The organism is Streptomyces herbicida, from assembly GCF_032656585.1.
Lineage (GTDB): Bacteria > Actinomycetota > Actinomycetes > Streptomycetales > Streptomycetaceae > Streptomyces > Streptomyces herbicida.
Genome location: NZ_JAUYWJ010000012.1, coordinates 173212 through 185299, shown reverse-complemented (window position 1 = coordinate 185299; position 12088 = coordinate 173212). Strand labels below are relative to the sequence as shown.

General features: G+C 68.7%; 6 protein-coding genes. 3 read left to right on the top strand and 3 right to left on the bottom strand.

Annotated elements, in window-relative coordinates; all coding sequences use genetic code 11:
* The first annotated feature begins 1 nt into the window (after window position 1).
* From Q8A52_RS25360 to Q8A52_RS25350, 3 genes are read left to right on the top strand one after another with little or no spacing between them, the layout of a single operon-like run.
* The gene (locus tag Q8A52_RS25360) at window positions 2-787 is read left to right on the top strand and encodes a heparin lyase I family protein (RefSeq protein ID WP_316755512.1); all 786 of its coding nucleotides are present in this window, start codon (window positions 2-4) and stop codon (window positions 785-787) included.
* An 11-nt stretch (window positions 788-798) separates the two neighbouring features.
* Entirely contained in the window at window positions 799-6195 is a 5397-nt protein-coding gene (locus Q8A52_RS25355) for a glycosyl hydrolase family 28 protein (RefSeq protein ID WP_316755510.1), read from the top strand.
* A gap of 11 nt (window positions 6196-6206) precedes the next feature.
* Window positions 6207-8237, top strand: coding sequence for a PQQ-dependent sugar dehydrogenase (locus Q8A52_RS25350; RefSeq protein ID WP_316755508.1), 2031 nt, complete (start codon window positions 6207-6209; stop codon window positions 8235-8237).
* Window positions 8238-8244: 7 nt separating this feature from the next.
* Here the strand turns inward: Q8A52_RS25350 and Q8A52_RS25345 are convergent, their stop codons facing one another.
* From Q8A52_RS25345 to Q8A52_RS25335, 3 genes are all read right to left on the bottom strand, one after another.
* A complete protein-coding gene (locus Q8A52_RS25345; protein ID WP_316755506.1) occupies window positions 8245-10071 on the bottom strand; it encodes an AMP-dependent synthetase/ligase in 1827 nt (608 codons plus the stop codon).
* Window positions 10072-10125: 54 nt separating this feature from the next.
* Complete coding sequence (locus Q8A52_RS25340) at window positions 10126-10632, bottom strand: hypothetical protein (RefSeq protein WP_316755503.1); 507 nt, start codon at window positions 10630-10632, stop codon at window positions 10126-10128.
* Window positions 10633-11060: 428 nt separating this feature from the next.
* Entirely contained in the window at window positions 11061-11939 is an 879-nt protein-coding gene (locus Q8A52_RS25335) for a LysR substrate-binding domain-containing protein (RefSeq protein ID WP_316755501.1), read from the bottom strand.
* Between the last annotated feature and the right edge of the window lie 149 nt (window positions 11940-12088).

Here is a 12088-nt window from a genome sequence, read left to right as displayed (position 1 = left end):
CATGAGCACATCCAGAAGGGCGGTGCTCGGTGCCGCACTCGGCGGCGCCACCGGAGCCGCGGTCGGCCTGCCCGCCCCACCCGTCTCGGCCGCGTCCTGGCAGCTGAAGTGGTCGCCCTCGGCGAGCCACGACGGCCTCGGCGCCTTCGAGACCGTCGAGGACGACCGGGCCGACTCCCACCCCGCCGGGCGGCCGCACATCTACACCACCGGGGACAACTGGCGCTTCACCATGCACAAGGTCGACCGCGACACCTCGACCGACCGCCAGCGCCAGGAGGTCACCGGACTGCGCACGAGCGCGAGCAGCTATCTGAAGTGGACCCAGGGCCAGACCTGGCGGATCGCCTACTCGATGTACATCCCGGCCTCGCTGAAGGCGACCACCAGCTTCACCCACATCATGCAGATGAAGCAGCCCGGCAACGGCACCTTGCCGATCGTCGTGCAGTCCCTGCGCCGAGTGAACGGGGTGCAGACCATCGAGCTCAAGCTGGCCGTCGACGACATCCTCGTCGGCCGCGCCGACCTCGCGCCGCTGCACGACAAATGGACCGACGTCGACTTCCGGATCAAGGTCGGCAACGGCTCGGCCGGCTCGGTCCGCTGGATCCTCAAGAGCGGCTCCACGACCGTCGTCGACAAGGCCAGGACCGGCGTCGACACCTTCCTCGCAGACCGCGTCCGTCCGAAGTGGGGCATCTACCGCTCCCTCGGCGACACCTCCGGCTCCCTGCAGGACACCTACCTGCTCCTCACCAAACTCCGCGGCTACCAACTCGTCTGAGGAGCCGTCACATGTCTTCCAGCACCCCCCACCGAAGAGGTGCGGCGGCGATCGTCCTGTTCGTCCTCGCCGTGGTCCTCGGCCTCGCCCACCCCGCGGCCCTCGCGGCCCCGCAGCCGTCGTCCCGCGCGGCCGCCGTCTTCGACGTGCGCGACTACGGCGCCAAGGGCAACGGATCCGCCAATGACACCCCCGCCGTCAACAAGGCAATCACCGCGGCCAATTCGGCCGGTGGTGGCACCGTCCGCTTCCCGGCCGGCACCTACAGGTCCAAGAACACCATCCACATGAAGAGCAACGTGACGCTTCAGGTCGACACGGGCGCCACGATCCAGGGCTCCTCCGCGGACACCTACGACCCGCCCGAGTCCAACCCGTACGACAAGTACCAGGACTACGGGCACAGCCACTTCCACAACGCGATGATCTACGGCGACCGGCTCACGAACATCGGCTTCGTCGGCGGCGGGGTCATCGACGGGGCCGGCAACCTGATCACCGGCAACCCGAGGTCCGGCGAGGCCGACAAGATCATCTCGTTGACGAGGTGCGACGGGCTGCGCCTCGGCGACGGGCTCACCCTGCGTCGGGGCGGCCACTTCGCGGCTCTCGTCAACGGCTGCAGGAACGTCACCTCGGACCGTCTCACCATCGACACCGCGAGCGACCGCGACGGCTGGAACATCATCTCCACCACCGATGTCACGGTCACCAACGCCGACATCAAGGCCAATGACGACGCCCTGGTCTTCAAGAGCGACTACGCCCTCGGCGCCAAGCTGCCCAACGGCCATGTGCGGGTGAGCGATTCCTCTCTGTCGGCGCGGTGCTGCAACGCCCTGATGTTCGGCTCCGAGACCTGCGGCGACTTCACCGACTACCAGTTCGCGAAGATTCGCATCGAGGGCGCCGACAAGTCCGGGCTCGGCATGGTGTCCATGGACGGAGCGAAGATCTCCGACGTCCACTACCGCGACATCACCATGACCGACGTCCACTCGCCGATCATGCAGAAGATCGGCACACGCAAGCGGTGCGGCAACAGCCCCGGCGTCGGCTCGATCAGCAACGTGACGTACGACAACATCACGGCCACCGGGAGCAGCCCCTCCTTCAGCCCGACGCTGTGGGGCGAGAACGGCCACCGGATCAGCGGCATCACGTTCCGCCACGTCGACATCACCGTGCCCGGCGGCAACGGCACCATGTCCACGGGCGTGCCGAGCAACGACCCGAAGGACTACAACCCCAAGGCCATCGGCACGCGTCCGGCCTACGGCTGGTACCTGCACAACGCGGACGACGTCACCTTCAGCGACAGCTCCGTGAAGTTCGCCGCGAACGACGGCCGTCCCGCGGTCATCGCCAACGCGGCGAGCAACATCCGCTTCACCCGCTTCACCGCCCAGCGCGGCAGCAACTCCCCGCACGACGCGGGCCTTCAGAACGTCAGCGGCTACTGTCTGACGGGCAGTCACAACACCTCCGGCGGCGCGCTGCGGATCTCGTCCGCCGGGTCCACCGAGAACTGCGGTGCCTCGGCCAGGCCCCTGGACCTCGACAACCCCCGCCAGGACTTCCTGCGCAACTCGGTCGGCGGCCTCTTCCTGCACTGGGGCCTGCGCACCGCTCCCGCCCACACCGGTTGCGGCGCCTGGGAGCACGATGCCACCGGCGGCGGCTGGACGCCGGACTACTGGGTGAACGAGGCGCGCAAGCTGCATACGCAGTACCTCGTCCTGGCCACGTTCCACAGCCGACTGGGCTACGCCCGCCCCTGGCCGTCCAGGATCCCCGGCTCCTGCTCCACCAAGCGGGACTTCCTCGGCGAGCTGATCACCGCCGCCAAGGCCAAGGGCATGAAGGTCATCCTCTATATGACCGACGACCCCCAGTGGCACGACGAGGGCGGCCACGAGTGGCTGGACTCGGCCGCCTACTCCGCCTACAAGGGCAAGAACGTCGACCTGACCACCCGCGAAGGCTTCGGGCAGTTCAGCTACGACAACTTCTTCGAGGTCATGGACCGCTATCCCGACCTCGGTGGCTTCTGGATCGACAACGACAACGCGTACTGGGAGAGCCACAACCTCTACGCGCAGATCTATCAGAAGCGCCCGCACTACACGCTCAGCAACAACAACGAAGACACGCCGATCATGGACATGATCAGCAATGAGCAGAAGACGGGGATGACGCCCGCCTATGACTACCCGCAGGCCGTATACACGGCTCAACCGCGTCTGACCGAGGCCGACTTCAAGCTGCCCTCGTCCGGCGCCTGGTGGTACGACGGCTCCAACCCCTCGGTCGACCGTATGCTCACCCTCGGTCGGCTCGTCACCAACACCGGTTCGTCGGTGAAGGCGCTGATGGCCGAGACCGCCCAGGTCAACGGCAAGTTCCCGGCCAACCAGGCCGCCTTCAACAACTTCGCGAACACCTATCTCGACCCCATCTGGGAGTCCCTGCACGGCACCGAGGGCGGCGGCTATCTGTACGGCGGCCTCAAACCCGGCTTCTGGAACGACGGCGCGCACGGCGTGACCACGATCGCCAAGACGGACCAGAACAGGCAGTACATCCACGTCCTGACTCCGCCCAGCACTGCCACCCTGCGGATCCGCGACAACGGCTACCGCATCGCCTCGGTCACCGACCTCCGTACGGGAACGGCGGTTTCGTGGTCGCAGTCCGGCGGCGTGCTCACCCTGACCGGCCTCGGCAACTGGGACCCGTACGACACCGTCTTCAAGGTCACCACGGCGGGCCGCCAGGGCATCCTCACGGGTGTCAAGGTTTCCGCCGGCGCCTCGGCGAGCGGCCACACCGGCTCCGCCGCCGGCGACGGCGACCACTCCACCTACTGGGACAACGACAAGACCTTGCCCGTCAACCTCACCTGCGACCTCGGCGCGGCACAGAAGGTGCAGTACATCGGTCTCAACCAGCGGGAGGACTCGGTCGCCTACGCCCGCTCCGCCACCGAGCAGTCAGCCCGCATCAAGGACTACAAGGTCTTCCTGAGCAACGACGGCTCGACCTGGGGGAGCGCGGTGAAGACCGGGCAGCTCCCGAGCCGGCGCGGCATCCAGGGCATCGACCTCACTTCCGCCAATGCCCGCTATGTACGCCTGGAGGTGGACTCCACCTGGGCCGCCTCGACCGACACCACCCGCTACAAGCGGCTGCGGATCGACGAGGCGTGGATCGGCACCGCCTACGCCACACCGGCGGCCTTCACCACCAAGTCGGACAACGGCCAGTCCTTCCGACCCGCCATGGGCTGGAGCAGTTGGAGCTTCGTGCGCCGTTGGCCCACCGAGGAGAAGATCAAGGCACAGGCCGACGCGCTGGTGGCGAGCGGGCTGAGGGGCCACGGGTTTGTCCACGTCAACCTCGACGACTTCTGGCAGAAGTGCGACTCCAACGGCTTCGTCGTCGATTCCTACGGCCGCTGGGCCGTGGACAGCGCCAAGTTCCCGTCCGGGATCAAGGCGCTCGCGGACTACGTCCACTCCAAGGGGCTGAAGTTCGGCTTCTACGTCACCCCGGGCATCGCCAAGAACGCGGTCATCGCGAATACGCCGATCGAAGGGACTCCGTATCACGCGAAGGACATTGCGGACACTTCGAAGACGGAGAAGAACTACAACTGCAAGAACATGTACTACATCGACTACTCCAAGCCGGGCGCTCAGGACTTCGTCAACTCCTGGGCACGGCAGTTCGCTTCCTGGGGAGTCGACTATCTGAAGATCGACGGCGTGGGCAGTCAGGACGTCCCGGACGTCCAGGCCTGGGACAAGGCCCTGCGCGCCACCGGGCGGCCCATCACCTTCGCCCTCTCCAACAACCTGCCGATCGCGAACGCCGCTACCTGGCGGAAGCTGGCGAACAGCTGGCGCACCCAGGGTGACGTGGAGTGCTACTGCGGGCCCGGCGCGAGCGGCAGCGGCTACCCGCTCACCGACTGGTCGCATGTGTCCGGCCGCTTCACCTCGGCCGCCAACTGGCAGCCGTACGCCGGTCCCGGCGGCTGGAACGATCTGGACTCGCTGGAGATCGGCAACGGCGATCAGGTGGGGCTCACCGCCGACCAGCGGCGCTCGCACTTCACCCTGTGGGCGATGGCGGGCGCGCCCCTGCTGCTCGGCACCGACCTCACCCACCTCGACTCCGTCGACGAGGCGATGCTCACCAACGACCGGCTCATCGGCGTCGACCAGGACGGCGTCGCCGCGAAACGGCTTGTGAACAGTGGTGTCAAGCAGGTCTGGAGCAAACGCGAGAACAGCGGTGACTACGTGGTGGCGCTGTTCAACACCGGAACCTCCGGCCGCGTCACGGTCAGTGTGAACTGGTCCCAGGTCGGCTTCACCGGCTCCGGCGATGTCACCGACCTCTGGTCCGGCTCCCGCAAGGGCGCGATCGCCGACTCCTACAGCGCCACCCTGCGCCCGGGCGAGACCCGGCTGATCCGCGTCGAACCGGTCGCCTCCACGCGGACGGCGGCGGCTTCACCGGGCTTCGCGGTCGCCCCCTACGAGTATCTCGGCTGGGGCAACCCGCCCAGCCCCACCGCGGTCATGTCGGCGACCGGGGTCAAGTGGTTCACGCTGGCGTTCGTCCTCTCCGACGGCACCTGCAACCCCAAGTGGGACGGCTCGCGCCCGCTGACCGGCGGCGACGACCAGGCGAAGATCAACGCGATCCGGTCGGCAGGCGGCGACGTGATCGTCTCCGTCGGAGGCTGGAGCGGGGCCAAGCTCGGCGAGAAGTGCTCGAGTGTCTCCGCGCTCGCCGGCGCGTACCAGAAGGTCATCAACGCCTACAGGCTGAAGGCCCTCGACATCGACATCGAGAACACCGAGTGGGCGAGCGCCACTGTGCGGCAACGCGTCGTCGACGCGCTGAAGAAGGTCAAGGCCGACAACCCCGGCCTGAAGACCGTCATCACCTTCGGCACGACGACCGGCGGCCCCGACTCCACCGGTGTCGACATGATCAAGCGGGCGGCCGCCTCCGGGCTTGCGAACGACGTCTGGTGCATCATGCCGTTCGACTTCGGCGGCGGCACCACCAACATGGGCACCCTCACCACCCGGGCCATGGAAGGCCTCAAGGCGCGGGTCAAGGCGGCGTACGGCTACGGCGACGCCACCGCCTACGCCCACACGGGGCTGTCGTCCATGAACGGGAAGACGGACGACTCCGGCGAGCGCGTCCGGGTCGCCGACTTCAAGACGATGCTCGCCTACGCCCAGCAGCACCACATCGCACGCCTCACCTACTGGTCCGTCAACCGCGACCGCGCGTGCGGCTCCGGCACCGACGGCGACTCCTGCAGCGGCGTGTCGCAGCAGCCGTACGACTACCTGAAGGTCTTCGCCCAGTACACGGGCTGAGGGGAACACCCATGCGTCTCAAGAGAGTTCTGCCGTACGGCCTGACCGTGGCGCTCGCGCTGCCGCTTGCCGGGCTGAGCCAGGGCACCGCCCTCGCGGCCACCGACCACCAGGCGGAGGACGCCCTGATCTCGCAGGGCACCGTGGCCACCAACCACACCGGCTACACCGGCACCGGCTTCGTCGACTACACCAACGTCAAAGGCTCGTACGTGGAGTTCACGGTGAACGCGGCCGCCGCGGGCACCTCGTCGCTCACCCTGCGCTTCGCCAACGGAACAACCACCGACCGGCCCATGGACATCTCCGTGGGTGGCACGGTCGTCGCGTCCGGCGTCTCCTTCCCGGCCACCGCCGACTGGAACACCTGGACGACCAGGAGCGTCAGCATCCCCCTCTCGGCAGGGACCAACAAGATTCGCGCAACCGCGACCACCGCCAACGGCGGCCCCAACCTCGACCGCATCAGTCTCGCCGCCGCGGCCGACACCCAGGCCCCCACCCGCCCCGGCCTGCCCAGCTGTTCCGACATCGGCGAGAGCGGCCTCACCCTCGGCTGGGGCACGTCCACCGACAACGTGGGTGTGGCGGCGTACGACATCTACGAGCACGGCAACAAGATCAGTGAGGCCCCCGGGAGCGTAACCAGCAAGGCGTTGACCGGGCTCACCCCGAACACCACGTACAACCTCACCGTCATCGCCCGGGACGCGGCCGGCAACACCTCGCCGGCCAGTCCCGTCGTCGACTGCACGACGAAGCCCAGTTCCGACACTTCACCGCCGACCGCGCCCGGCACACTGTCCACGGCCAACGTCACGGCGAACTCGGTCGACCTCAGCTGGGGCGCCTCGAGCGACGACCATGGGGTCACCGCATACGACATCCGCAGCGGGTCCACCGTCTACAAGACGGTCACCGGCGGCACCTCGACCACGCTCACCGGCCTCGCCTGCAACAGCCCGTACTCGCTGAACGCCGTCGCCCGTGACGCGGCCGGCAATGTCTCCCAGCCGGGCAACACGGTCACCTTCACCACCAAGGCCTGCGCCACCGACGGCGGCGTCCCGTCCTCCATCGCCACGCTCTCCACCGGCTGGACCATCCCCTGGGGCACCTACTGGATGCCCGACGGCCAGTCCGCCCTGGTCACCGAGCGGGACGACTTCCGCGTCCGGAAGCTGACCAAGGACGGCGCGAAGACCGAGGTCGGCACGGTTCCCAACGCCGTCACCACCAACGGTGAGGGCGGTCTGCTCGGGGTCGCCGTCGACCCCAGGTGGGAGAGCAACCACTACGTCTACTTCATGCACACGGCGTCCGAGGGCAACCGGGTCGTCCGCATGACGTACAACGGCAGCTCGCTGAGCAACTACACGGTCCTGCTCCAGGGCATCAAGAAGAACCGCTACCACAACGGCGGCCGCCTCGCCTTCGGCCCCGACGGCTATCTGTACGTCTCCACCGGCGAGGCCCAGACGCCGGACCTGGCCCAGGACAAGAACTCCCTGAACGGCAAGATCCTGCGCATGACGACGGACGGCAGGCCGGCCCCCGGCAACCCGTTCGGCAACTACGTCTACAGCTACGGCCACCGCAATCCGCAGGGCCTCGCCTTCGACCGCAACGGACGGCTGTGGGAGGCCGAGTTCGGCAACAGCTCCAAGGACGAGCTGAACCTGATCAAGCCGGGCGCCAACTACGGCTGGCCGACCTGCGAGGGCAGCTGCGGCGTCTCCGGCATGACCAACCCCAAGGCCACCTGGAACGTCTCGGAGGCCTCGCCGAGCGGCATCGCGATCGTCCGCAATGTGATCTACATGGCGTCCCTGCGCGGCGAGCGGCTGTGGCGCATCCCGATCAACGGCGACAACGAGAGCGTCGGCACGCCGACCGCGTACTACGTCGGCACCTACGGCCGCCTGCGCACGGTCACCAAGGTCCCGGGCTCCGACCAGCTGTGGCTGTCGACCACCAACTGCGACAACAACGGAGGCGCGGCGGACGGATCCGACAAGCTCTTCCGCGTGACCATCGGCTGACGGCGCGTCAGGCCCGGTAGAGGGCCTCCACCTCGTTGGCGTAGGCGTTCTCGATCGCCTTGCGCTTCAGCTTCAACGACGGGGTGAGCAGGCCGTGTTCCTCGGTGAACGGCTGGGCCAGGATACGGAAGGTACGGATCGACTCGGCCTGCGAGACGAGGGTGTTGGCGGCGACCACCGCGCGCCGCACCTCCGTCTCCAGGTCGGCGTCGCGCACCAGCTCGGCCGCGCTCAGCTGCGGCTTGCCGCGCATCTGCAGCCAGTGCTCCACGGCCTCGGTGTCCAGCGTGACCAGGGCGGCGATGTACGGGCGGTCGTTGCCGACCACGATGCACTGGCTGACCAGTGGATGGTCGCGGACCCGCTCCTCCAGCACGCCGGGCGACACGCTCTTGCCGCCGGAGGTCACCAGGATCTCCTTCTTGCGGCCGGTGATGGTGAGATAGCCGTCATCGTCCAGCGAGCCCAGGTCGCCGGTCGCCAGCCAGCCGTCGTGCAGCGTCGCGTCGGTGGCCTTCTGGTTGTTGAGGTAGCCCTGGAAGACATGGCCGCCGTGCAGCCAGATCTCCCCGTCGTCCGCGATGTGCACCGTCGTGCCCGGGACGGCCTGCCCGACCGTGCCGTAGCGGGTGCGCTCGGGCGGGTTGGCGGTGGCTGCCGCGGTCGACTCGGTGAGGCCGTAGCCCTCGTAGATCTGCACGCCCGCACCCGCGAAGAACAGGCCGAGGCGGCGGTCCATCGCCGAACCACCGGACATCGCGTTGCGGATACGGCCGCCCATCGCCGCGCGCACCTTCGAGTAGACCAGCTTTTCGAAGAGCTGGTGCTGCATGCGCAGACCCGCCGAGGGGCCGGGCCCGGTGTCCCAGGCCTTGGCCTCCACCGCCTCCGCGTACTTCACCGCGATCTCGACGGCCTTCTCGAACGGCCCGGCCTTGCCCTCCTTCTCGGCCTTGCGGCGGGACGCGTTGAACACCTTCTCGAAGATGTACGGCACGGCGAGGATGAAGGTCGGCCTGAAGGCCGCCAGGTCGGACAGCAGAGCGGCGGCGTTCAGCTGGGGCTGGTGTCCGAAGCGCACCCCGCCGCGGATCGCGGCCACCTCGACCATCCGGCCGAAGACGTGCGCCAGCGGCAGGAACAGCAGCGTCGATGCCTCGTCGCCCTTCTTCGAGTGGAACACCGGCTCCCAGCGGCCGATCATCGTGTCCGCCTCGAACATGAAGTTTCCGTGCGTCAGGACACAGCCCTTGGGGCGGCCCGTGGTGCCCGAGGTGTAGATGATCGTGGCGATGGAGTCGGGGGTCACCGCCTGCCGGTGCCGGTGCACCATCTCGTCGTCGAGGTGCGCACCGGCGTCGTACAGCTCCTGCACCGCGCCCGAGTCCAGCTGCCACAGCTGGCGCAGCTGGGGGAGCCGGTCGATGACGGTGGCGATCGTCATCGCGTGGTCCTCGTGCTCCACGATCGCGGCCGTGCACTCGGCGTCGTACAGCATCCAGAAGCACTGCTCGGCGGAGGAGGTGGGATAGACCGGCACCACCTGGGCGCCGATCGTCCACAGGGCGAAGTCGAAGAGAGTCCACTCGTAACGGGTGCGTGACATGATGGCGACCCGGTCGCCGAACCTGATGCCGCGGGCGAGCAGCCCCTTGGCGAGGGCGAGGACCTCGTCCCGGAACTCGGCGGATGTCACGTCCCGCCACTGCCCGAGCTCGTCCTTGCGGCCCAGGGCGACGTGCAGCGGGTCCTCGAGGGCATGCTCGAAGACCGCGTCGGCCAGACCGCCCACCGGTGGCGGCGATGCCAACGGAGGGTTGGTGAACTCGTGCAAACCCCGCTCCCCGCTCCTCGCTCCTCAGTCGCGCTCCGCGTAGCGCCGTGAAAGCTACCCCACGGGGACGCGGTATGGGAGGGGGTGCGAAATCGAGCAATGTTCACGAATGGTCCGGCCGACGTCTGGAAAATGCGCGCACATGGGGAAGGGTCGGACAGAATACTTACGCTTCAGTAAGTTTCGGCGTCGCAATCTCCACTGAATCTGTACGACCCGATTACGGCGCACGCCCGCCCCTGCGCGGTCAGTAGCAGGGGAGCCCAGCACCAGCGCGGTCCAGTCGGCGCCCCCGTCCAGCACGTCCTGGCAGAGGCTCCCGGAGTCGACGAGGAGCAGCCCGCCGCCGATATGGTCAGCCCGGCCGGCACCCCGTGCAGCAGCCCGACCCACCAGCACCGCCACCACCAGCACCGCCACCACCATCGAGGCGAACGTCAGCGGCAGCAGCGTCAGCCCGGCGCGCACCGGGCTCATCCCGAGCAGGGTCTGCATCCACAGGGACGGATACGGCGTCCCGCCGACCGCCACACCGTTGAAGGCGAAGGCGCCCGCTCTCACGCCCCCGAAGGCCGGGCCTGCGCAGCAGCGACAGATCCAGCAGCGGATGCGCCGCCCGCCGCTCCACCAGCACGAAGACCACCAGGGCCGGCGCGGCGAACCCGAACGAGTCGAACGTCGCCGACGCCATCCGGCCGTCCTCCCCGGCCCGCACCACCGCGTACGTCGTCCCGCCGGCGAAGGCCGCGAACGCCACCGTCCCCGCCCAGTCGACGCGCATGCCCCGCGGCCCCCCGCGACTCCGGCACCATCCGTATCGTCAGCCACACCGCCACCAGGCTCACCGGCAGGTTCTCAATGCAGTCACGGTGCCGCCCAGGAGCGTGGCGCGCCCGTGTGCCTACGTCTGCGGCCCCCGTGCCGCCTGGAGGTCCATCGCGTGAGTCCACGCCCTTCCGGCGTCGCGTCAGGCAGAGGCAGCTGACGTGTCAGCGGCCGGCGCGCTGACGCGGATGCAGGCGGTCGCCGCCTGCCAGGACGGCCGCCGCGAGTGCGTTCGCCGCGCCCTCCGCGGAGGCCCGGCGGCGGCCGTGTACCAGTACGAAGTCCACCTTGCCCAGCTCCGGCAGGCCGGCCCGGTCGGGCACCCGGAACAGGCCGGGCGGCACCAGTCCCCGGGAGTGCGCCATCACGCCGAGACCCGCACGGGCCGCCGCGATCAGGCCGTTGAGGCTGCCGCTGGTGCAGACGATGCGCCACGGCCGGCCCTGCCGCTCCAGCGCCTCCAGGGCCAGCGTCCGGGTGATGCCGGGCGGGGGATAGACGATCAGCGGGACCGGGCGGTCGGGGTCCAGGCGGAGCCGGTCCGCGCCGATCCACACCAGCTCGTCGTGCCACACCAGCTCGCCGCGCGGATCCTCCGGCCTGCGCTTGGCCAGCACCAGGTCGAGCTTCCCCGCGGTCAGCTGCTCGTGCAGCGTGCCGGACAGCTCCACCGTCAGCTCCAGGTCGACCTCGGGATGGTCGTACCGGAAGCCCTCCAGGATCTCCGGCAGCCGGGTCAGGACGAAGTCCTCCGACGCGCCGAAGCGCAGCCGCCCGCGCACCCGGGTGCCCGTGAAGAACGCCGTCGCCTGCTCGTGCACCTCCAGGATCCGGCGGGCGAAACCGAGCATGGCCTCGCCGTCCTCGGTCAGCTCCACGGAGTGGGTGTCCCGGGCGAACAGCTGCCGCCCGGCGGCGTCCTCCAGGCGGCGCACATGCTGGCTCACCGTGGACTGGCGCAGCCCGAGCCGCTTGGCGGCCTGAGTGAAACTGAGCGTCTGGGCGACCGCCAGGAAGGTCCGCAGCTGGGAGGGGTCGTACACACCCCCAGGCTATCGCGGAACGTGATGACAGTCAGAGTGGTATGCCGGATTCCCGATCGGCGGCCGGGAGAGGACGATGGAGAAGGGCCCTGCGGCCCCGATCCGGACCCTCACGAGACGTACTGCAAGTGGAGCACCGTGAAACGCCT